Annotated in this window: 23 protein-coding genes; 5 read left to right on the top strand and 18 right to left on the bottom strand. The window is 62.7% G+C overall.

Annotated features, from left to right (window positions below):
• Positions 1-2: 2 nt before the first annotated feature.
• From pyk to KBX19_RS06285, 18 genes are all read right to left on the bottom strand, one after another.
• Positions 3-1,430 carry a pyruvate kinase gene (gene pyk, locus KBX19_RS06370; RefSeq protein WP_255997946.1) on the bottom strand — a complete coding sequence of 476 codons (1,428 nt, stop codon included), beginning with the start codon at positions 1,428-1,430 and terminating at the stop codon, positions 3-5.
• 117 nt (positions 1,431-1,547) lie between these two features.
• The gene (gene lgt, locus KBX19_RS06365; RefSeq protein WP_255997945.1) at positions 1,548-2,471 is read right to left on the bottom strand and encodes a prolipoprotein diacylglyceryl transferase; all 924 of its coding nucleotides are present in this window, start codon (positions 2,469-2,471) and stop codon (positions 1,548-1,550) included.
• 11 nt (positions 2,472-2,482) lie between these two features.
• On the bottom strand, positions 2,483-3,310 hold the full coding sequence (locus KBX19_RS06360) for an indole-3-glycerol-phosphate synthase (protein WP_255997944.1): 828 nt from the start codon (positions 3,308-3,310) through the stop codon (positions 2,483-2,485).
• 20 nt (positions 3,311-3,330) lie between these two features.
• Positions 3,331-3,990: a TIGR02234 family membrane protein gene (locus KBX19_RS06355; protein ID WP_255997943.1), complete on the bottom strand. Its 660-nt coding sequence runs from the start codon at positions 3,988-3,990 to the stop codon at positions 3,331-3,333.
• Positions 3,980-4,372, bottom strand: coding sequence for a phosphoribosyl-AMP cyclohydrolase (gene hisI / locus KBX19_RS06350; RefSeq protein WP_040423611.1), 393 nt, complete (start codon positions 4,370-4,372; stop codon positions 3,980-3,982). The genes KBX19_RS06355 and hisI overlap by 11 nt, the downstream gene beginning before the upstream one ends.
• On the bottom strand, positions 4,354-5,130 hold the full coding sequence (gene hisF, locus KBX19_RS06345) for an imidazole glycerol phosphate synthase subunit HisF (protein ID WP_005289642.1): 777 nt from the start codon (positions 5,128-5,130) through the stop codon (positions 4,354-4,356). Before hisF ends, hisI begins: the two co-directional genes overlap by 19 nt.
• Before the next feature lie 31 nt (positions 5,131-5,161).
• Positions 5,162-5,953 (bottom strand): inositol monophosphatase, encoded by a 792-nt coding sequence (locus tag KBX19_RS06340; RefSeq protein ID WP_370687005.1) that lies wholly within the window; start codon positions 5,951-5,953, stop codon positions 5,162-5,164.
• Entirely contained in the window at positions 5,940-6,683 is a 744-nt protein-coding gene (gene priA / locus KBX19_RS06335) for a bifunctional 1-(5-phosphoribosyl)-5-((5-phosphoribosylamino)methylideneamino)imidazole-4-carboxamide isomerase/phosphoribosylanthranilate isomerase PriA (RefSeq protein WP_255997940.1), read from the bottom strand. The genes KBX19_RS06340 and priA overlap by 14 nt, the downstream gene beginning before the upstream one ends.
• Before the next feature lie 64 nt (positions 6,684-6,747).
• A complete protein-coding gene (hisH, locus tag KBX19_RS06330) occupies positions 6,748-7,386 on the bottom strand; it encodes an imidazole glycerol phosphate synthase subunit HisH (protein WP_255997939.1) in 639 nt (212 codons plus the stop codon).
• A complete protein-coding gene (locus KBX19_RS06325) occupies positions 7,383-7,766 on the bottom strand; it encodes a Fic family protein (protein ID WP_255997938.1) in 384 nt (127 codons plus the stop codon). Before KBX19_RS06325 ends, hisH begins: the two co-directional genes overlap by 4 nt.
• Complete coding sequence (locus KBX19_RS06320) at positions 7,763-7,969, bottom strand: CopG family transcriptional regulator (protein WP_255997937.1); 207 nt, start codon at positions 7,967-7,969, stop codon at positions 7,763-7,765. The genes KBX19_RS06325 and KBX19_RS06320 overlap by 4 nt, the downstream gene beginning before the upstream one ends.
• Before the next feature lie 24 nt (positions 7,970-7,993).
• On the bottom strand, positions 7,994-9,211 hold the full coding sequence (locus KBX19_RS06315) for an MFS transporter (protein ID WP_255997936.1): 1,218 nt from the start codon (positions 9,209-9,211) through the stop codon (positions 7,994-7,996).
• Between the two features lie 5 nt (positions 9,212-9,216).
• Positions 9,217-9,393 (bottom strand): hypothetical protein, encoded by a 177-nt coding sequence (locus KBX19_RS06310; RefSeq protein WP_255994829.1) that lies wholly within the window; start codon positions 9,391-9,393, stop codon positions 9,217-9,219.
• On the bottom strand, positions 9,393-9,995 hold the full coding sequence (gene hisB, locus KBX19_RS06305) for an imidazoleglycerol-phosphate dehydratase HisB (RefSeq protein ID WP_005289634.1): 603 nt from the start codon (positions 9,993-9,995) through the stop codon (positions 9,393-9,395). Before hisB ends, KBX19_RS06310 begins: the two co-directional genes overlap by 1 nt.
• On the bottom strand, positions 9,988-11,079 hold the full coding sequence (locus KBX19_RS06300) for a histidinol-phosphate transaminase (protein WP_255997934.1): 1,092 nt from the start codon (positions 11,077-11,079) through the stop codon (positions 9,988-9,990). Before KBX19_RS06300 ends, hisB begins: the two co-directional genes overlap by 8 nt.
• On the bottom strand, positions 11,079-12,389 hold the full coding sequence (gene hisD / locus KBX19_RS06295) for a histidinol dehydrogenase (protein ID WP_255997931.1): 1,311 nt from the start codon (positions 12,387-12,389) through the stop codon (positions 11,079-11,081). Before hisD ends, KBX19_RS06300 begins: the two co-directional genes overlap by 1 nt.
• Positions 12,390-12,424: 35 nt before the next feature.
• A complete protein-coding gene (locus KBX19_RS06290; RefSeq protein ID WP_255997930.1) occupies positions 12,425-12,937 on the bottom strand; it encodes a hypothetical protein in 513 nt (170 codons plus the stop codon).
• Positions 12,928-13,626: a hypothetical protein gene (locus tag KBX19_RS06285; protein ID WP_255994824.1), complete on the bottom strand. Its 699-nt coding sequence runs from the start codon at positions 13,624-13,626 to the stop codon at positions 12,928-12,930. Before KBX19_RS06285 ends, KBX19_RS06290 begins: the two co-directional genes overlap by 10 nt.
• A gap of 133 nt (positions 13,627-13,759) precedes the next feature.
• On the opposite strand from KBX19_RS06285, the gene KBX19_RS06280 reads away from it, so the two are divergent.
• The 5 genes from KBX19_RS06280 to treY are packed head-to-tail and all read left to right on the top strand — an operon-like array spanning position 13,760 to position 20,905.
• The gene (locus tag KBX19_RS06280) at positions 13,760-14,320 is read left to right on the top strand and encodes a TetR family transcriptional regulator (protein ID WP_255994823.1); all 561 of its coding nucleotides are present in this window, start codon (positions 13,760-13,762) and stop codon (positions 14,318-14,320) included.
• A gap of 25 nt (positions 14,321-14,345) precedes the next feature.
• Positions 14,346-16,595, top strand: coding sequence for a glycogen debranching protein GlgX (gene glgX / locus KBX19_RS06275; protein ID WP_005289628.1), 2,250 nt, complete (start codon positions 14,346-14,348; stop codon positions 16,593-16,595).
• The gene (locus KBX19_RS06270; protein ID WP_005289627.1) at positions 16,592-17,761 is read left to right on the top strand and encodes a BRCT domain-containing protein; all 1,170 of its coding nucleotides are present in this window, start codon (positions 16,592-16,594) and stop codon (positions 17,759-17,761) included. Before glgX ends, KBX19_RS06270 begins: the two co-directional genes overlap by 4 nt.
• 56 nt (positions 17,762-17,817) lie before the next feature.
• Positions 17,818-18,381 (top strand): hypothetical protein, encoded by a 564-nt coding sequence (locus KBX19_RS06265; RefSeq protein ID WP_255994821.1) that lies wholly within the window; start codon positions 17,818-17,820, stop codon positions 18,379-18,381.
• Between the two features lie 28 nt (positions 18,382-18,409).
• Entirely contained in the window at positions 18,410-20,905 is a 2,496-nt protein-coding gene (gene treY, locus KBX19_RS06260; RefSeq protein WP_255997928.1) for a malto-oligosyltrehalose synthase, read from the top strand.
• Positions 20,906-20,908: the final 3 nt, after the last annotated feature.

Here is a 20,908-nt window from a genome sequence, read left to right as displayed (position 1 = left end):
GGCTACTGCGGACGCTGTGTGTCCTCACCAAGCTGGTGGACGTGAATCATGTTGGTCGTGCCAGCCACGCCCGGCGGGGTGCCGGCCACAACGACCATGACATCGCCTTCGTCATACGCGTCGACGGACAGCAGAATCTCGTCGACGGTCTGCATCATTTCGTCGGTGTTGTCCACCTGCGGGCATAGGAACGTCTCCGCGCCCCACGTCAGGGCGAGTTGGGAGCGGACCGCCTGGTGCGGGGTGAATACCAGCAGCGGCAGGTAGGAGTGCAGGCGGGCCAGACGACGAGCGGTCTCACCCGAGCTGGTGAACGCGACCAGCGCGCGCGAGTTGAGGCGCTCAGCGATGTCGCGGGCGGAATAGGAAATCACGCCACGCTTGGTGCGCGGAATGTGGTTCAGCGGCGGCACGGACCCCATGGATTCGGCGACGCGGACGATGCGGTCCATGGTGCGCACAACATTGTGCGGGTCCGCACCGACCGACGTTTCGCCCGAGAGCATCACGGCGTCGGTGCCGTCGAGCACGGCGTTGGCAACGTCGGAAGCCTCCGCGCGTGTTGGGCGGGAATTGTCAATCATCGAGTCGAGCATCTGAGTAGCCACGATGACCGGCTTGGCGTTCTCGCGGGCAATCTGGATCGCGCGCTTCTGCACCAGCGGCACCTGCTCAAGGGCGATCTCCACACCGAGGTCACCACGGGCAACCATGATGGCGTCGAAGGCGAGAATGATGGACTCCAGCGAGTCCACAGCTTCCGGTTTTTCCAGCTTTGCAATCACCGGAACGCGGCGGCCGACCTCGTCCATGATCTCGTGAACCAGGTCGACATCAGACGGTGAGCGCACAAACGACAGTGCGATGAAGTCCACCCCGAGGTTCAGCGCGAAACGCAGGTCTGCCTTGTCTTTCTCCGACAGAGCCGGGACGGAGATGTCCATCCCCGGCAGGGAGACACCCTTGTTGTTGGAGACGGGGCCGCCCTCAACGACTTCGCAGACGACATCGTTTCCCTCGACCTCTTTGCAGACGAGGGCGACCTTGCCGTCGTCGACAAGCAAGCGGTCGCCGGGCTGCGCATCTTCAGCGAGGTTCTTGTAGGTCGTCGACACACGGTCGTGCGCGCCTTCAATGTCGTCGACAGTGATGCGGACCTCCTCACCGGTCTCCCAGTAGGTCTTGCCGTCACCTTCAAAGCGGCCGAGACGGATCTTCGGCCCCTGCAGGTCGGCGAGAATACCCACTGCGTGGCCGGTCTCATCGGTGGCCTCACGCACCCAGCGGTAGTTCTGCTCGTGGTCGGGGTAGTCGCCGTGGGAGAAGTTCAACCGGGCAACGTCCATGCCGTCGCTCACGAGTCCGAGAATGGCGTCCTTGCTGGCTACAGCTGGTCCGAGAGTGCAAACGATCTTGGTGCGTCTATCCACAATTTCCTACTTCGTCTCGTGGTTCATCTCGTGGGTTTTCTCGCGAGAGATTGGATACGCGCCCCACGCTACCGAAACACAGCGTCTTTCGCCGAGCAGTGTTCGCAGTGTGCGCACTCAGCGCTTTTCAGGTGCTTTCCGCTTATCGACGTCGCCTTCCGCAGTCTCTTTTTCCGCCTGATACCCAGGATCAACTTCTTCGGGAGTCTCACGCCCGGAGCGCATCCGGATGAACACGATGACGGCCGCGATGAAGATGACCGCGGAGATGAACATGTTGATGCGGATGCCGAAGATCAGGTGCGCTTCATCGGCGCGCATGAACTCCATGAGTACGCGGCCGAGCGTGTAGGAGGCGACGTACAGGACGAAAACGCGGCCGCGGCCCAAGTTGAAGCGCTTCTCCGCCCACAGCAGGAAGCAGAAGGCGGCGATGTTCCAGATCATTTCGTAGAGGAACGTGGGGTGCACACTCGCGATGACTTCGCCCGTTGACCGGCCTGTCAGCGGAGCGAAGTTGCCGGCCTCGTCGACGCGGTAGTAAATGTCCAGCGCCCATGGGACGTCAGTCGGGCGGCCGTAGAGCTCCTGGTTGAAGTAATTGCCTAGTCGGCCGATCGCTTGAGCCAGGATGATCGTCGGACCGACTGAGTCCGCGAACGGTGCCAGCGGCACACCGCGGTATTTGAACAAACCCCATACCGCGAGCGTTCCCAGAGCCACCGCTCCCATAATGCCTAGCCCGCCGGCAGAGAAATTGAAAACTTGCAGCGGATCCTTGCCGGGGCCGAAGTAATCGTCGTACTGCGTGATCACGTGGTAGGCACGGCCGCCGATGATGCCCGTCGGGATAGCCACAATTGCAGCGTCCCAGACCATGTCCGGGTTGCCGCCGCGGGCTTCATAGCGGCGCAAGGTCAGCGCCATGGCGACGATGATGCCGGTAATGATGCACAGCGCGTAGGCGCGGATCGGGATCGGCCCGAGGTACCAGACGCCCTGCGGCGGCGAGGGGATGTTGGCAAGGATGTGGGTGCTCACGGATACTTAGCTTAGCTGCTGCGGCGCGACGGGCAGGCCGGGTGCTGGCCGGCGGCCACCAGTGTGCGGGTGGCCGCGGTGATGTCGTCGCTCGACATGACGGCCTCACCGGCAATGACAGCGTCAGCCCCAATGGAGGCTGCGGACATGAGGTCGCGGGCGTTGCGCACACCACCGAGACTGATGCGGAAGACGCTTTCCGGCAATCCGGGCTCGATCTCGCTGAACGCTTCACGGTTGACCTCGTTCGTGTCGAACGTCCATGAGTTGACCCCGATCACCGTGGCTCCCGCCTTCAGCGCGCGGTCCGCTTCTTCCGGCGTGCGCACCTCTGCCATGGCGACCATGTTCAGGGACTCGACGCGGTCGAGCAGGCTTTCCAGGCGCGCTTGTTCTAAAAGCCCGACCTGCAGCGGCACCATGTCGGCGCCGAAGCAGCGGGCTTCGTGGATTTGGTAGGGGTCGACGATGACGTCTCGGCAGACCATCGGCAGTCCGGTGGCCCGGCGGGCCTCCTGCATGTCGTGGAGGGAACCGTCGAAACGCAACCGCTCGGTCTGGCAGGCGATCAGTGCCGCTCCCCCGGCTTCAATGTCGGCCGCGAGCTGCCGGAGGTCACTGGCGCCGGTGGGGCCGTGCACGGGTGAAGTGCGTTTGATCTCCACGATCACGCCGCACCCCGGTCCCTTGAGTGCCCCCATGACATCGCGGGTGTCGGTCAGGGAACGCGAGCGCGCCTTGATCTCTTTGAAGGGGATATTGGCTTCGCGGGCGGCGACATCGGCTAGGACACCAGCCACAACGGGATTGACCTTCCGTTCACCTTGCACCGCGGTCATACTTCAAAAGAGTATCGGGTCTACGTGCCCCGGCGAAATTGAGCGTCCTGATCAGTCGGATCGATGTCCGCGTCGATAGCGTCCCACAGCACGCGGCCCGACTCGGGTTCATCCTGCAGATCCTGCTCGATCTTCTCGCGACGCTGCGACGCCTTTTCGTATTTATTCTTGGTGGCTGTGTCCTCACCGGGCCGTAATGCCAGGGCAATTCCGCCTGCAGCCGCAGCCAGGGCGCCTAGCAATCCGACCAGCGGGCCGGCGACATGCGTGGTCACCTCCACGATCTGCGCCCACTCCGGCAGGGCCGCCTGGCCCGTCGTGGAACCGATTGCGCCCTCTTCCCCGCCGTAGGTGAGCAGAGCCTTGATGCGTTCAGGATCCGGCGATGCGACAAGCACTGTCAGCGGCGGCACCGTCACCAGCGCCGCAGCGGCAGCCCCGACGGCGCCGACAATGCGGCGGCCGATCTTCGTCAGCGCAAGCCCTGCCACGGTCGCGGCGAGCAAGAGGAGAACAACGGCTGTGACTTCCGTCGACCACTCGCCGCCGGCAACCCCTATCTGGCCATCACCTGTGCGGTCATCAGCGTACGCGACGGTCATCCATGTCAGCCGCGATGCGAGCCAGAGCACAATCGCCCCCAGCCCCATGAGCAGCGGACCTATACGCCTAGCGTTCATCGTCCGCTCCCAGCAGTAGGTCCGCCTCGAAGCACGTACGGTCACCGGTGTGGCACGCGCCACCGATTTGCTGGACTGAAAGGAGCACGGTGTCCCCGTCGCAGTCGAGCCGCACCTCGTCCACATGCTGGGTATGGCCGCTGGTCAGACCCTTGATCCAGTACTCACCGCGGGAGCGCGAATAATACGTTCCCTGCCGAGTGGCCAAGGTGTAGGCCAGCGCAGGCGCATCCATCCACGCCATCATGAGCACCTCGCCGGTCCCCGACGCCTGCACGATCGCGGGGACGAGTCCGTCGGCATTGAAGCGGACGCGGTCGCGGATGAGCGGATCAAGCACTGCATCCTCTGGCTTTTCCGGAATCACAGACGCACCTCGCATCCGGCATCCGCCAACGCCTGCTTCACCTCGGGGATGGAGACTTCACCGAAATGGAAGATAGACGCCGCCAACACTGCGTCCGCACCAGCATGAACGGCCGGCGGGAAGTGCTCGGCTGCCCCGGCGCCGCCGGAGGCGATGATCGGGATGGACACAGCTTCGCGCACCCGCTGGGTGAGCTCAATGTCGAATCCGGCCTTCGTGCCATCACCGTCCATGGAGTTGAGCAAGATTTCGCCGACGCCGAGCTTTTCTCCGGTCTGGGCCCACTCGATCGCGTCAATACCGGCGGAGCGGGTGCCGCCGTGGGTGGTCACCTCGAAACCGCTGGGTTGGGGTTGGCCTCCTTCGGGAACGCGGCGGGCATCGACGGACAGCACGATGCACTGTGCGCCGAACTGGCGCGATAACTCACCGAGAAGTTCCGGCCGGGCGATAGCCGCCGTGTTGACGGAAACTTTGTCAGCACCCGCCCGCAGCAGCTCGCGGACGTCGTCAGCTGTGCGCACCCCACCGCCGACCGTCAGGGGGATGAAGACCTGCTCCGCGGTGCGGCGGACAACCTCCAGCATCGTGCCGCGGCCTTCCTTCGAGGCGGTCACGTCGAGGAACGTCAACTCGTCAGCCCCCTGCTGCCCGTACAGCTTCGCCAGTTCAACCGGATCACCCGCGTCGCGGAGATTCTCGAAGTTGACGCCTTTGACCACGCGGCCGTTGTCCACGTCCAGGCACGGAATGACACGGGTTGCCACCGTCACTGCAGACACTCCTTCATGGGGGTTGTCGGGGTTACTGGATCGACTTAATGGTACTGAGCACCCTTTCGTGCGCCCCGGGTGACCCGGCGATCACACCGATGGAGTCCAGCGTCCACGGCTCCCCGTCGATGTCGGTGACTACTGCCCCTGCGCAGCGGGTGAGCAGCACGCCGGCGGCGTTGTCCCATGGGTGCGGAGAGAAACTCACCGCTGCCTCGTAGATGCCTTGAGCGACGAACGCGAGGTCGATCCCGACCGAGCCGCTAATACGGGGGCGCATGTTTGTCCGCTCGAGCTCCTTGACCAACCGCAGGCGGCTATCCGGCGGGATCCGGTTTGTGTCGTCGGAACCGACAGCTCCGACACCGACTTGGTTGCTCACGATGGGGGTGTCCGTCAACCGCGGCAGCTGGCGGTCGTTGAGCCACACATGGGACCCTTCCCGGGCAGTGAGGCGCATATCCAGAAGCGGGATGTCGGTCACGGACAGCACCGGTTGCTTGTCCACAACCAGGGAGATGAGCACTGCACAGTTCGGGTTTCCGGAGGCGAAGTTCGCGGTGCCGTCGATCGGGTCGACGACCCATGACGCGTCGGAGCGCAACACTCCGCCCTCTTCTTCACCAAGGACAGAAATGCCCGTGGTGTAGGCAAGCTGCTCACGCAGCATGCTCTCGATCTGCAAGTCGATTTCGGTGGCATAGTCGCCGCCACCCTTGTGCAAGGCGGGAGCGGCACCGAGGCCCTCGGTGAACATCCGGCGGGCTTGATCCGCTGCGTCCTCCGCAATCCGCAGGTACTCGTGAATCTCATCCATGCCCATGGTTCACCAACTCCAGTGCCTCGCGCAGCGTGAAGCGGTTTTCGTACAGCGCCTTGCCCACGATGACGCTGTCGATGCCTTCTTCGGCGTACTGCACAATCTCGGCAATGTCATCCAAGGTGGATACTCCGCCTGACGCGGTCACGGCGGCATCCGTGGCGGCGGAGACGTCGCGAAGCAAATCAACGTTGGGCCCGGTCAGCGTGCCGTCTTTGCTCACGTCAGTCACCACAAAACGTGCGCACGCGGCGGCATCAAAGAATTCGAGAACCTCCCACAGGTCGCCGCCGTCAGACGTCCAGCCACGGCCCTTCGTGCGCCATTGGCCGCCCTCCTCACGCACCGCGATGTCGATCGCGATCGCCTCGCCATAACGGGCAATGGCATCAGCCGCCCAATCCGGGTTCTCCAGCGCCGCGGTGCCGATGTTCACGCGTTTCGCCCCGGTGGCAAGCGCTCGCTCCAACGTCGCGTCGTCGCGGATCCCGCCGGTCAACTCCACGTTGATCGATAGCTCACGGGTGATCTCCGCCATGAGCTCATGATTGGATCCGCGGCCGAACGCCGCATCCAGATCCACAAAGTGCAGCCACTGAGCCCCCTGCTCCTGCCACTGCAGCGCGGCTTCGAGCGGGGCACCATAGCTCTTCTCCGTGCCCGCCTCACCTTGATCCAGGCGCACAGCCTGGCCGTCTACAACGTCAACAGCGGGCAGCACAGTGAAATCCATATGCACATCCTAGTAGAGACTGAGATTCATATGAGCACATCCACGGGGCTGTCGATCGTCGCCTCTACTCGATCGTCTTGACCCAGTTCTCCAACAGGTGCAACCCAGCGTCACCGGACTTCTCCGGGTGGAATTGAGTCGCCCACAACGGCCCGTTTTCCACTGCTGCCACAAAACGGGAGTCACCGTGCGTGGACCACGACACCTTCGGGTACGCGATGAACTCGTCCTCCTGCATTTCCCAGGTTTGCACACCGTAGGAGTGCACGAAGTAGAACCGCGTTTCCGCCTCTAGGCCCGCAAACATGTCGGAGCCATCGGCAACATCGACGGTGTTCCAGCCCATGTGCGGCAACACGGGGGCAGAGAGCTTATCGACGACTCCTGGCCACTCCCCGCAGCCTTCCGTCTCAATCCCGTGCTCAACTCCGCGGTCAAACATGACCTGCAACCCCACGCAGATGCCGAACACCGGCCGGTCCCCCGCTAGGCGTTTCCCGATGATCCGCGGCCCAGCAACCTCGCGCAGGCCCTTCATGCACGCGTCGTACGCCCCCACCCCCGGCACGACCAGGCCATCCGCCTCGACGGCGACCATGGGTTCACGGGTGACCACCACATTTGCACCTACGTGCTCGAGGGCGCGCTGCGCAGACCGCAAGTTTCCGGCACCGTAATCAAGGAGGGCGACAACTGAACTCATGGGCGTGATTCTAGCCAGGCGACGTACAGCTGATGCCCGATGCCCTCCGGTGTGGAATCGACGGCGGCTGTACGAATGACAACCTCGAACCATTGGTCGTCTGAGATGCGCATATCGTCGATTCCGTGGGTTCGCAGAACTATGGAACCCAGTAAGACACCTAACCGCTTGTTGCCGTCGCCAAGCGGATGGCTTGACTCAATGCTGTGGATAAGCGCACCCGCTTTCAACCACGGATCGGGGTACAGCTCCTTCCCCTCGAACGTCACCCATGGCCGGTCAAGTGCAGCAGCCAGAAGCCCCATGTCCCGAACACGAAATCCCGCCGCATCGAGAATTGGCTCGATAGCCTCGAGTGTGAACCGCTGTCGAATGGTCACGCGTTCTTCAACCGTTCCATCAGTTCGGAACGCGCATCCATGATTTCCCAGAAATCCCGCTCATTGGCCCGCTTAGCTTCAGAAATCTCCCACTCTTGCCGGATTAGACGCGAGATCACTTTTTGTTTTGAGGTGCCGGCGGTCTCTGCGAGAGCGGTGAGTTGCTGGTCTTCTTCTGGGGTGAGCCTAAGGTTGAGCGCCATAGCAAAATGGTACCAAATTGGTACTTACGGGTGGCGCCGCCTGCCCACAGCCCAATCGGCAACAGACAGCATGATCCCGGCGATGACGATCATCCCGCCGACTACGAAGGACCCCGTCGCGCCGACGCCAGCGATGATCAGCCCGAAGAAGAACGACCCGATTCCTTGCCCACCGTCGAAGGAAATGTTCCACACTGCGGAGGCATGGCTCACCTTCGACTGCGGCAGGCGATGGAACATGGTGAGTAGGGATTCGTTCTGAATCACTCCGAATCCGGCACCGAATAGCAGGGCCGCGACGACAAGCCACCACTCCGATGCCCCTGCGGCGAGGCACCAGGCGAAAAGGAACATGCTCGCGCCAAGACAGACCTGGAAGGGGATCATGAGGGTTCCCGGTTCACCGCGGCGATCGGCCACCGATCCGGCGCCGATGCGAGCCAGCATGACGGCGAGGTTCACCACGGCGAGCAAGACGCCGCCCAGTGCGGTGCCGGATGTGATGCCCATGTCGCGTGCCGCAGCGGGCAGGAAGTTGGCGATGAGACTGAATGCTAATGATCCGACCGCCAGAGCCATCGCCGGGATGAGCAGTAGTTTCCACGTTGGTGCGGAGACCGCGCCTTCCATCACGGGGGCGGCCGGGGCACCCTTGACCGCAGGAATAAAGAAGCACGACACCAACCCCGCGCCGGCAATGACCAGTGCGATGATCCACACCGGCAGGTAGCCAACGCGTTCCCCGATGAAAAGACCGAGCGGCAGCGTGAGCATCTGCGCTAAGCCGCCAGAGGCACCGAACACTCCCGTGGCCTTACCCAGCATTTTCCGGGGCACGAGCTCTGGAATGATCGCGGATTCGGACACCGTCATGGCACCGAAGCCGACACCGCGCACAACGGAAACGGCCAGGACCATTGCCGGCGCCATCGACAGTTCGAACAGTAGGGCCGGCACACCGAGCAACACGGCGGACACCGCGATCGCGGATCGGTAGGTGAAGCGCCGCAGTAACCGGGGCATGAACACCTGCGTGATCACCGTTGCGAGCATGAATACGCCTGTTGACGCGCCCGCCAGCGCCGACGATCCGCCGGAGTCCAGCACGGCCACTGGAACGACCGGGAGCAGCATGCCCCACGAGCCGAAGGCCGCGGCTACGGCGACAAGCGCTGGCACAAACCCGCGGACAGCCCACACAGAGGTGGGCTGTCCGGGCGTTCCAGGTGACACGGGTGCCACAGATGTCACGGCATCGCCCCGAACAGCACGATGAGCGCACCGGAAAGTGACAGTAGTGCCAGAATGCCCAGCACGATCGTCACTGGCTTATTGCCCTGCTGGTAGAACGACCACGTCCCGCCAACCAACAGGCCGGCCAGGATGAACAGCATCCACACGGCGATGCTGGAACCAACCTCCATTACAGCGCGCCCTTCGTTGACGGCACGCCGCTGACCCGGGGGTCGATCTCGTAGGCGGCACGCAAAGCACGCGCTACAGCCTTGTACTCGGCCTCGGTGATGTGGTGCGGATCGCGGCCGTATTCGACGTTGACGTGCAGGGTGATGCGCGCGTTGTAGGCGAGCGTCTCAAAGAAGTGGCGGTTGATCACAGTGGCGTAGTGCCCGCCGATGATCTGCCATTCCATGGACTCCGGTTCACCGTTCATGACAAAGTACGGCCGGTTGGAGATGTCCACCACGGCGCTGACCAGGGTCTCATCCATCGGCAGTGCCATGGAGCCGAAGCGGCGGATGCCCTTCTTGTCCCCCACAGCGTCGATCAGCGCCCAGCCCAGCGTGATCGCGGTGTCCTCGATGGTGTGGTGCGCGTCAATCTCGATGTCTCCGCGCGCCTTGATGGTCAGATCGAAGGACCCGTGGGTGCCGAAAGCCGTGAGCATGTGGTCGAAGAACGGCAGTCCAGTGTCAACGTCGACGTTGCCCGTGCCGTCGAGGTTGATTTCCACCGAGATGTCGGACTCGCTGGTGGTGCGGGTCGCTGTACCCACGCGGTCAGTCATTGCTCTTAATCTCCTTCGCCGCGGTCAAGAATGCGTCATTCTCCTCGTCCAAACCAATTGTCACACGAAGATACCCCGGCACGCCGATATCACGGATCAAGACACCGCGGTCCAGAAACTGCTGCCACGATGCGTGGGTGTCGGCGAAGTGCCCGAAGAAGAGGAAGTTCGACTCGCTCGGCACGACCTCGTATCCCATCTCTGCGAGCGCATCTTGGACGTGCTTGCGTTCGCTCGCGAGCTTTTCGACGTTTCCGAGCGTCTCGTCCGCATGCCGCAACGCTACACGGGCAGCCGCCTGGGAAATGACCGACAGGTGGTACGGCAGGCGGACAAGCATGACGGCCTCAATGAAGGCAGGATCAGCGACGAAGTAGCCGAGACGACCGCCGGCGAAGTCGAACGCCTTCGACATCGTGCGGGAGACCACCAGCTTGGTCGGGTATTTCTCCACCAGCGTCACGGCGGATGGCGAGGGGGAGAATTCCGCGTATGCTTCGTCGACAATCACGATGCCGGGCGCAGCGTCGAGGATTCGCTCGATGTCATCGATCGAGGTGACATCACCGGTCGGGTTGTTCGGGGTGGTGACGAACACAACGTCCGGCTGCTGTGCGTTGATTTCGCTGATGGCGTGATCGATATCGATGCGGAAGTCAGCGCCGCGGTCAATGCCGATAAACTCCGTCTGCGTTCCTGCACTCAGGATCGGGTGCATGGAGTAGGACGGCGCAAAGCCCATGGCAGTCCGTCCGGGCCCACCGAATGCCTGTAACAGCTGTTGGAGGACTTCGTTGGAGCCGTTGGCGGCCCACACATTGTCCACGGTCACTGCCACGCCGGTCTGCTTACTCACGTACGCCGCGAGGTCCGCTCGCAGCTCCACGGCGTCGCGCTCCGGGTAGCGGTTGAGGCTACCGGCGACGCGAGAGATCTCTTCCAGCAGATCGCTGATCAGCGCCTGCGACGGCGGGTACGGGTTCTCGTTCGTGTTCAGCGCGTACGGAACCTCAAGTTGGGGCGCGCCGTAGGCGGACTTGCCACGCAGTTCTTCGCGCAGCGGAAGATCAGAAAGCTCGGCCATTATTGCGCCTCCGTTCGCGCCTTGATTGCCTCGCCGTGGGCGGGCAGTTGTTCGTCGGTGGACAGGGTGATGATGTGCGGTGCAACCTCGGCGAGCGCATCCTCGGTGTACTCGATGAGATTGACCGGCCGCAGGAAGGTGTGCGTGGTCAGGCCCGGAGTGAAGCGCGCCGTGCCAGACGTGGGCAGCACGTGGTTGGAGCCAGCGATGTAGTCACCCAGCGGCACCGGGGAGAATGGGCCGATGAAAATCGCACCGGCGTGCTTGATGCGCCGGGCCACGTCCGCGGCGTTGCGGGTGTGGATTTCTAGGTGCTCAGCGGCATAGGCATCAGCGACGGCAATGCCTGCCTCCAGATCATCAACGAGCACAATGCCCGACTGCGGCCCGCCTAAAGCAGTGCCCGCGCGGTCGGCGTTGAGGGTTGCGGTGGCACGCTCGTCGATAAGCATATCGACGGCTTCCGCCACCTCTGGCGAATACGTAATCAGCACTGATGCAGCATTCTCATCGTGTTCGGCCTGGGAGATCAGGTCGGCGGCGACGTAGAGCGGATCTGCGGTGTCGTCTGCCAGCACCGCGATCTCGGACGGGCCGGCTTCCGCGTCGATGCCCACGACACCGTTGACTACCCGCTTGGCGGCTGCGACGAAAATGTTTCCCGGACCGGTGATCATGTCCACCGGCTCAAGCTGCGCCTCATCGTCGCCGTAGGCGAGCAATGCGACTGCCTGCGCACCGCCGACGGCCCACACCTCATCGACACCGAGCATTGAGCAGGCGGCCAGGATCGTCGGGTGCGGCCACCCGCCGAACTCTGCCTGCGGCGGGCTGCACACCACGAGGGATTCTGCACCCGCCTCCTGGGCCGGGATAACGTTCATGAGCACCGACGACGGGTAGACAGCTTTACCACCCGGGACGTACAGGCCCACGCGCGGGACCGGCAGGAAGACTTCTGTGACAGTCGCACCGGGAGCGACGTCAGTCGACTGCTCCTGCGGCTTCTGCGCAGCGTGGACCGTACGGATCCTCCGAATCGCTTCCTGCACAGCGGCGCGAAGAGAGTCATCGAGATTGTCTGCGGCAGCGGCCATGACATCCGCCGGGACACGCACGGACGCAGGGCGCACACGGTCAAATTGCTCACCGTAGTCCAGAGCCGCTGGCGCACCGCCGGTCTTCACCGCATCAATGATCGGTGTGACAGTGGGCAGGACGGACGCCACATCCATCCCGCCACGCGGCAGGATGCGGCGCAGCTGCGCGCTCGACGGGGTTTGGCCCCGCAGATCAGTCACTTTCAGCATGGGAGAATCTCCTTCAAACCTTGTTGAAGTACATCCTATTCACCCACTTGGACACTCCCCCGTCCGCCTTCGAATGCGGCTGTGCTGACCAGCCCCAGCCAATAAGCCAGACTCGCCATGAACGGCGCAGCACACCACGCGATGCCGGGTTGGAACGCGGGCACCAAAGTGAATGTGTCAGACTCCGCTGCCGCGTGCGGAGGGTTGGCAAGATTAGCTGACCATTGGCCGAGAACGTGCAGCGCCCAGCTAGAAAACAACGCCACGCATGCGGCGAAAACCATGCGGGAAAGGTTGCTTTCCCGCTCCCCCGTCCCGTACGCCACAAGGCCGACAGCCAGCCCGAGGAGAGTAGAAAGGATGACAAACCAACCGAAGGATGCGAATTCGACGCTGTCAGGACTCAACACATGGTTGATCTGAACTCCGCCGTCAACAACCTCGGCAACATAGCCGGGGCGCAGGAACCCCCATATGACACCGATGACGCACCCGAGGATGACCCCGAGTGCGACGACCCCCGCTCCCCAGCGAAGCTTTAGTTGCACACCTTCCACTGGCCGTTCTCACGAGCGAAGCGCTGCACGCCGGACTCGGTCTGGCCGTTGGTGTTCACCGTCACGTTGGCGGAAGCAGTGTCGCCGTTCACACGCACGTCGGAAAGCGATGTCTGCGTCGCCGGGACCGGCGGAATCGGACGACCCTGCGCCTTAGCAGCATCGACTGCGAGCTGCATTTCGCGCTCGGTCTTCTCCAGGCTGGTGCCCTGGCTAGCCAGCTGCTGGTTGGTCTGGTCGACCACCTTCTTGCAGGAGTTGTCCATGATCACGCGGGTCCAGGAAACGAAATCGCCCGGGTTGTAAATGCGGTTCATGGTGTCGGTCATGGCCCGCACGTCAGCCTCGCTTGCGGGCTGCCCGTTCTCGATCGGCTGAATGTCAGGCGTCGGCAGCGTACCGTCCTCGAAGGGGTTGACCACGCCAGCACCCGGGTTCGGAGCGCCCTGTGCCTGAGGATCGTCAGCGTTCTCGCCCTCACCCTCCGGCTTATCCTTGTCGTCCTCTTTCTTTTCATCAGCCAGCGGATCGACCTCCGCGCCAGCGGTGACCTGGTTGGTTTCGGTAGCCACCTCGGACACGACGTCGCTCTGATCCTCGCCGGAGCCGCACGCAGCTAGTGCGAGGGGGGCAACCAAGACGGCGGTAGCGAGGGCGACGGCCTTCTTCGAGTTAGACATGAATCGGAACTCTCCTCTAGGTTTTCGAGAACTGCTCCCGACACTCTAGCAGCGTCAAGCTTCAGTTACTCAATTGTTGCGCAGGGAAGTACCAGTGAAGTAGCTGTGAATATCGGGTGTACCCTTGCGTGTTATGCAGCTGTCCCAGTCCACTATCGCACAAGCGGCGGTGGGCATCCTAGACGAGTACGGCCTTGCTGACGTGTCCATGCGTCGGGTCGCCGCGTCGCTTGACGTCGCGCCTGGAGCCTTGTACTGGCATGTGGACAACAAGCAGGAACTCATTTGCGCGATGGCAGAAATCATTATCGCCCCAGTCCTCGAGCGCACTTATGCCGGGCCGCGTGAAGCTTGCGCCGCCCTGCGCGGAGCTGTTCTCTCCCACCGCGACGGCGCGGACGTGGTCGCCACAGCCGCAGCACTACCCGGCGCGGACATTCACGCGCACCTCCTGGATGCAGTCAAAGCGACGCTCAGCGACGGGCCCTCGGCAGACAGCGAGCGCGCGGCGCTTATCGACGCGACCGCGACCGGGTTGCTCTATCTCACTCTCGGAGCGGCGAACATGCACCAGGCCGGCGTTCAGTTCAACGAAGCTGCCCGCCAAACCTCGGCTGCCACGGCTCCCCGCGGCAGCGTAGAACACGTTGAGCAGGCAATTGACCTTCTGCTCGCGGGCCTCGACGCACAGTGAGCTAGAGCTATTACTATCGAGTCTCATGACAACTCCTAGCGAGAACGCGCAGACCCAAGTTTGGCCTGGATCCTCCTACCCATTGGGCTCCACCTACGACGGTGCGGGCACTAACTTCGCCCTTTTCTCCAACGTCGCCGAGAAGGTTGAGCTGTGCCTGCTCGACCGCGAGGAGAACGAGACGCGTATTCCCCTCGAAGAGGTAGACAACCACGTCTGGCACGCCTACCTTCCTGGCGTCCTGCCGGGACAGCGATACGGCTACCGGGTCCACGGCCCGTGGGACCCTGAAAACGGCAAGCGCTGCGACCCGTCCAAACTGCTCGTCGACCCGTATGCCCGCGCATTCGACGGCGAGTTCGATGGAGATTCTTCCCTGTTCTCCTACGACATTCACGCCGAGGAACCCGGCACCGGCCGCAACGAGGAAGACTCGCTCGGTCACACCATGAAGTCCGTGGTGATCAACCCGTTCTTCGACTGGGGCGACGACCGTTCTCCGCGCATCCCGGATAATGACACTGTCATTTATGAGACCCACGTCAAGGGCATGACGCAGCTGCACCCCGATGTCCCGGAGAACTTGCGAGGCACCTATGCCGGCATGGCGCACCCGAGCGTGATCGCGTACCTCCAAGACTTGGGGGTCACCTCTGTCGAGCTCATGCCCGTCCACCAGTTCCTTCAGGATGACCGCCTGCGGGACTTGGGCCTGCGCAACTACTGGGGCTACAACACCTTCGGCTTCTTCGCGCCGCACCAGGATTACGCCGCCAGCGAGAAGCCGGGCGATGCCGTCGCCGAGTTCAAGGGCATGGTCCGCGCCTACCACGAGGCCGGCATGGAGATCATCCTCGACGTCGTGTACAACCACACCGCCGAGGGCAACCACCTAGGCCCCACCATTGCGTTCCGCGGCATCGACAACGAGGCGTACTACAGGCTTGTCGACGGTGACGCCTTCCACTACATGGACTACACCGGCACCGGTAACTCCCTCAACGTCCGCGACCCGCACTCACTGCAGCTCATCATGGACTCTCTGCGCTACTGGGTCTCCGAGATGCACGTCGACGGCTTCCGTTTCGACCTCGCTTCCACTCTGGCGCGTGAGTTCTCCGACGTAGACCGCTTGGCTACCTTCTTCGACTTGGTCCAGCAGGACCCAGTCGTCTCTCAGGTCAAGCTCATCGCTGAACCGTGGGATGTCGGTGAGAACGGTTACCAGGTGGGCAACTTCCCGCCGCTGTGGAGCGAATGGAACGGTAAGTACCGCGACACCGTCCGCGATTTTTGGCGCGGTGAGCCCTCCACCCTGGGCGAGTTCGCTTCGCGACTCACCGGTTCGTCGGACTTGTACAACCACAACGGCCGCCGCCCGACGGCGTCGATCAACTTCATCACCGCCCACGACGGCTTCACACTCAACGATCTGGTCAGTTACAACGAGAAGCACAACTGGGACAACGGTGAGGAAAACCGCGACGGTGAATCTCACAACCGTTCCTGGAACCACGGTGAAGAAGGCCCCACCGACGATCCGGAGATCCAGGAGCTGCGTTCGCGCCAGCGCCGCAACTTCCTGACCACGTTGTTGCTTTCCCAGGGGACCCCGATGATCGCCCACGGCGACGAGTTCGCCCGCACGCAAAACGGCAACAACAACGTCTACTGCCAAGACAACGAGCTGGCCTGGATGGACTGGAACAGGCTGGACGAGTCGGAGGAACTGCACGACTTCACCCGCCGTTTGATCAGCATCCGTAAAGAGCACCCTGTCTTCCGCCGTCGCCGCTTCCTGGCCGGCGGTCCGCTGGGCATGGACGCTCAGGACCGCGACATTGCGTGGCTGGCTCCCGACGGTCAGATGATGACCAATGATGACTGGGGCTTCGCCTTTGGCAAGGCCCTGCAGGTCTACTTCAACGGCAACATGATTGCTGAGCCTGATTCCCGTGGCCAGCAAGTCGTGGACGATTCCTTCGTGTTGATGTTCAACGCCTACCACGAGGACATCGAATTCACCCTGCCGCCGAAGAACATGGGCGCGAAGTGGGAAGTCCTCATCGACACCACTGAGCCGCTCGGGTACCCGGCGGAGAAGGAGGAGATTGAGGCGCAAGGTACCGCGAACGTTCCGGCACGCTCCACCCTCGTCCTGCGGCAGATCGAGCCGCCGGTCTTCGAGGACGGCGACGATGAGGCAGAGCAGGACGCAGCGGAAGAGGGCGCTGTTGTTGGTGGCGGTTCGACCCGGGTGAACCCCGAGTCATGATCTCAGCTCTCGGCACGCGCGTCGTCGTCACCGGCGCTGCTGCGGAAATTCACCCGGAGGAGTTAGAGGCCGCGCTTCGTGGCTCGTCGGAACCGACGGTGATCAACCTCGACGACATCACGAACACCGAGGTTCGCTCCGGGGACTCGTGGGATGAAAGCACGGTCGCGATCGAATCCGGCGGTGAAACCGTCACGGTGCGCTTTGCCCCCGGAGATACGGAAGGCCCGCAGCAGCTGTGTGCGTTGCTGACCGGGGAGTCCGTCAACGTCGACACCATCACCGGTTTCTCCTTTGTTGCCGTGGCTGTGCACACCGCCAGCCAGGACTGGGGCTCTGTGGACCGAGTGGACCTCGCCCGCGTCACCGACGGCGAGGTCACCGAGCGATTCAGCCTCGAACCACCGACGAAGGAGGCGTTAGCTGACTTCATTGGCGATAGCCCCCTCGTCGGCTACAACGGATACTTCGACGCATCTGCCCTGCACTATGCAGGCCTTGTTTCCGATCTCACCTTCGCGTGTGTGCTCACGCAGGCTCGCGCAGCTGAACTTGACGTGCCCAACCACAAGCTGGACACCCTCGCCGACTTCTTCGGAGTGGACGCCGACCCGGCATCGGTGATGAATGCTCTCGCCCGGCACGCCAAGCACACTGGCTCTCTGGAAGACTTCGTCCACGCAAGCGGCTTCGCCATGGGCACTGTCAGCGCTGACCGCGTTATTCCTGTGTTGCGCGACTTCTCCGGTGCAGCCTCGAGCATCCAGAAGGCCAGCAAGGCTGAGAAAGACACCCCGAAAAAAGAGCAGCAGGGCAACAACAGGGGTCCCGCGCCGTGGCAATCTGTGGCTACCCCGGACACCATCCCGGATCCGGCAGTCGATGCGGACCCGAACTCGCCCCTGTACGGGCAAAACGTCACCCTCACCGGAGAGTTCGATCCTTTCGATAAAGGACAGCTCTGGGATGGCATCGCCAACCAGGGCGGCCAAGTAGGAAAGAACGTGACCAAGAAGACAACCATCCTGGTCACCGGCGAGTGGGCCACCATGACGTCAAAGGAAAAAAGGGCCCGGGAATTGATGGATAAAGGCCAAGACATTGACATTTGGCCAGCAGAGAAGCTACTCAACGTGCTCGGTCTCGACGAGGAACCTCCCTTCTAGCCTTTTCCGTCCGGCACCGGGAACCAGACGGGGCGGTGGCGCAGTCTAACTAGGGCATGACCACCACATGCTCTACCGATCTGCTTCCTGTCACCGGGTTCGTCGCGTTGCCGGTGCGGGCGGAAGTCGTCGAAAAGCGACCCTGGGGCGAGCGCGGGGACTCGCCCGCGTATCTCAACCTCTCCCCCAACGTCGTGGCAGTGCTCATCTCCGAAACCGGGCACTTACTGTCCCAGATTGACCTGTGGGACAGGGGCCTCAGCGTGAAACAGGCGTGGGATTCTGCCGCCTACACCTTGTTGGAGCGCCAGAATTCTCACCGCGTCGAGTTCCAGGTACGCAACGCTTCATGCGCACTCGGCACTACTGCGCCACGCGGATTCGAAATCGCCCCCTTTGATGTGCCTGCAGTGGCGTGGCTGTCGCACCCGAAAACGTTTCAAATGCTGCACCAGCACTTTCTCGAAGTGCTCGTTCCGAAAACCGGACTCGTGTACGTCACCCGCGACCAGCGCGACCTGTTCGTGCTGGACACCACAATCGAGGCTGCTGCGAAGGCTGTACCGCAGGCGACCGTCATGACGTACTCCCTTGGTTTCCCTGTCGTGACTAGGGTGTGAGGGGTACCCACCATTTAAGGAGCGAAGCATGCACCGCCCGATTACGTCCACTTACCGTCTGCAGTTGCGGGGGACGCAGGCTGATCCGTCGGGCCGCGGCTTCGGTTTCGCGGACGCGGAAGCCCAGGTCCCCTACCTGAAATCGCTGGGCATTTCCCACCTGTACCTCTCTCCCGTGTTCACTTCGTACCCGGAGTCGAACCACAACTATGACGTCACCGACCCAACGGTGGTCAACCCAGAGCTCGGAGGTTTGGAGGGATTACGAGCGCTGGCTCATACGGCACACGAAGCGGGACTGGGTCTGATCCTGGACATCGTGCCCAACCACCTGGGTGTGGAGACACCGCAGAAGAACAAGTGGTGGTGGGATGTGCTCAAGAACGGCCAAGACTCGGAGTACGAGTCCTACTTCGACATCGACTGGCACGAAGACAATGGCGCTGGCGGCAAACTGGGGCTCCCGGTGCTGGGGCAGCCTGGCGACGAAGACAAGTTCGAGCTGACGCTTCTCGACGAGATCGATGAGCCGGTCCTGAAGTATTACGAGAACTACTTCCCGCTCAGGCCTGGGTCCTTCGAGTCGCTTGACGACGATCCGCGTGAAGTCTACGAACGCCAGAGCTACCGGCTGATGTACTGGCGCGACGGTGTCATTTCCTACCGCCGTTTCTTCTCCGTCAACGGGCTGGCCGGTATCCGCCAGGAAGATCCGCTCGTTTTCGAGCACACGCACCGGGTGCTGCGTCAGCTCATTGCTGAAGATCTCATCGACGGCATTCGCGTCGACCACCCGGACGGTCTGGCCGATCCGTTCACGTATCTCAACCGACTTCGTGACCTCATTGGGGATGACCGCTGGCTGGTCGCAGAGAAAATCCTCGGAGTCACCGAGCCGCTCGATCCACGCCTGGCGGTCGATGGCACGACCGGCTACGACGCGTTGCGCGAACTCGACGGGATCTTCATCAACCGCGAAGCCGAAGACTCCATGAGCATGCTGTCTTTGCGCCAGTCCGGGTCTACCTGGGATGAGCCCGCCATCGAGGCCGCAGAGCACCAGCTCAAGCGCGACGTCGCCGAGTCCGAGCTCGCCGCAGAGATCCGCCGTCTGACACGCGCCATCCGCCGCGACAACTTCTCCACCGCCGGCTCCAATGTCTCTGAAGAAGACTTGACCAAGACGGTGATCGACCTCATTGCTGCCATGCCGGTGTACCGCGCTGACTACATCTCGCTGTCACGTCAGACTTCTACTGTCGTGGCCGACATGGTGCGCCGTTTCCCGTCCCGGCGCGCTGCCCTTGACCTGATCTCCGCGGCGTTGCTGGCCAACGGTGAGGCGAAGACGCGTTTCGCGCAGGTCTGTGGTGCCGTCATGGCCAAGGGTGTGGAGGACACGCTGTTCTACCGCGCCTGCCGCCTTGTCGCCTTGCAGGAAGTGGGCGGGGCACCTGGACGGTTCGGTGTCTCGGCGGCTGAATTCCACCTGCTCCAGCAAGAGCGCAATAACTTGTGGCCGCACGCCATGACGGCGCTGACCACCCATGACACGAAGCGCAGCGAGGACACCCGCGCGCGGATCATTGAGCTGACAGAACGCCCGAAGACATTCGCTGAACTCATCGCGCAAGTCACGGCGCTCGTTCCCGCACCAGATCAGGCCACCGCGCACTTCCTGATCCAGAACATTATCGGGGTGTGGCCGGCTGACGGGATCACCGAGGATGTTCAGCAGCGCCTGCGCGATTATGCCGTCAAGGCGGTGCGCGAGGCGGGTGTGCATACCTCCTGGTTCGACAACGCCCACGACTTCGAAAAGGCCATCACCGACTGGGTCGACGCTGTCGTGGAGGGGCCGGCAAGTGGCATGATCACCGACTTTGTCAAGGAAATCCATCAGGGTGCTGTCCAGGTCTCCCTCGGCAGGAAGCTGCTTCAACTCGTGGGGCCGGGTATCCCGGACACCTACCAGGGCCAGGAGTTCATCGACCTATCCCTGGTGGATCCGGATAACCGCCGCTTTGTTGATTACGTCAACCGCGAACAAACGCTCTCCCAGTTCAAGGAGAGCGAGGACCACTACGCAGATCTCTGCTTCGCCCGCGATAATGCTGACGGCACTGGCCTCTACCCGCACCTAGAAGACGTGGCGGACCGCGCGAAGCAGGCAGTTGTCCACGAAGGCGCGATGCTGCGCCGCCAGTACCCGGACATCTTCCTGGGTGGTGACTATCAGGCAGTCTTCGCTGTCGGCGAGGCCGATAACCATGTTGTGGGGATCGCGCGCGGAGCAGATTCGGCCAGCCTCTCCGTGATCGGCTTGGCTGTGCGCCGGCCCCTTATTCTCGAAGACAGTGGCGGATGGGGCGACACCACCGTCACCCTCCCCGAGGGACAGTGGACAGACCGCCTCACCGGGAGAACCTACGAGGGCACGATCCCGTGCGCAGAGCTTCTCGACGTTCTGCCCACCGCACTTTTAGTCAGCCACCACCTCGACTCCGCCCGCTGGGACAGCTAGGCG

The organism is Corynebacterium sp. CCUG 71335 (assembly GCF_024454075.1).
GTDB classification, from domain to species: Bacteria; Actinomycetota; Actinomycetes; order Mycobacteriales; family Mycobacteriaceae; genus Corynebacterium; species Corynebacterium genitalium.
This window is presented reverse-complemented; position numbering and strand designations above follow the sequence as displayed.

What these genes read in the sequence shown, in the direction of transcription:
- KBX19_RS06360 (WP_255997944.1), bottom strand. Translation starts at nt 3,310, where the DNA reads ATGACCGCGGTGCAAGGTGAACGGAAGGTCAATCCCGTTGTGGCTGGT.
- KBX19_RS06355 (WP_255997943.1), bottom strand. Translation starts at nt 3,990, where the DNA reads ATGAACGCTAGGCGTATAGGTCCGCTGCTCATGGGGCTGGGGGCGATT.
- hisI (WP_040423611.1), bottom strand. Translation starts at nt 4,372, where the DNA reads ATGCGAGGTGCGTCTGTGATTCCGGAAAAGCCAGAGGATGCAGTGCTT.
- KBX19_RS06340 (WP_370687005.1), bottom strand. Translation starts at nt 5,953, where the DNA reads ATGGGCATGGATGAGATTCACGAGTACCTGCGGATTGCGGAGGACGCA.
- priA (WP_255997940.1), bottom strand. Translation starts at nt 6,683, where the DNA reads ATGGATTTCACTGTGCTGCCCGCTGTTGACGTTGTAGACGGCCAGGCT.
- hisH (WP_255997939.1), bottom strand. Translation starts at nt 7,386, where the DNA reads ATGAGTTCAGTTGTCGCCCTCCTTGATTACGGTGCCGGAAACTTGCGG.
- KBX19_RS06320 (WP_255997937.1), bottom strand. Translation starts at nt 7,969, where the DNA reads ATGGCGCTCAACCTTAGGCTCACCCCAGAAGAAGACCAGCAACTCACC.
- KBX19_RS06310 (WP_255994829.1), bottom strand. Translation starts at nt 9,393, where the DNA reads ATGGAGGTTGGTTCCAGCATCGCCGTGTGGATGCTGTTCATCCTGGCC.
- hisB (WP_005289634.1), bottom strand. Translation starts at nt 9,995, where the DNA reads ATGACTGACCGCGTGGGTACAGCGACCCGCACCACCAGCGAGTCCGAC.
- KBX19_RS06300 (WP_255997934.1), bottom strand. Translation starts at nt 11,079, where the DNA reads ATGGCCGAGCTTTCTGATCTTCCGCTGCGCGAAGAACTGCGTGGCAAG.
- hisD (WP_255997931.1), bottom strand. Translation starts at nt 12,389, where the DNA reads ATGCTGAAAGTGACTGATCTGCGGGGCCAAACCCCGTCGAGCGCGCAG.
- KBX19_RS06285 (WP_255994824.1), bottom strand. Translation starts at nt 13,626, where the DNA reads ATGTCTAACTCGAAGAAGGCCGTCGCCCTCGCTACCGCCGTCTTGGTT.
- KBX19_RS06280 (WP_255994823.1), top strand. Translation starts at nt 13,760, where the DNA reads ATGCAGCTGTCCCAGTCCACTATCGCACAAGCGGCGGTGGGCATCCTA.
- glgX (WP_005289628.1), top strand. Translation starts at nt 14,346, where the DNA reads ATGACAACTCCTAGCGAGAACGCGCAGACCCAAGTTTGGCCTGGATCC.
- KBX19_RS06270 (WP_005289627.1), top strand. Translation starts at nt 16,592, where the DNA reads ATGATCTCAGCTCTCGGCACGCGCGTCGTCGTCACCGGCGCTGCTGCG.
- KBX19_RS06265 (WP_255994821.1), top strand. Translation starts at nt 17,818, where the DNA reads ATGACCACCACATGCTCTACCGATCTGCTTCCTGTCACCGGGTTCGTC.
- treY (WP_255997928.1), top strand. Translation starts at nt 18,410, where the DNA reads ATGCACCGCCCGATTACGTCCACTTACCGTCTGCAGTTGCGGGGGACG.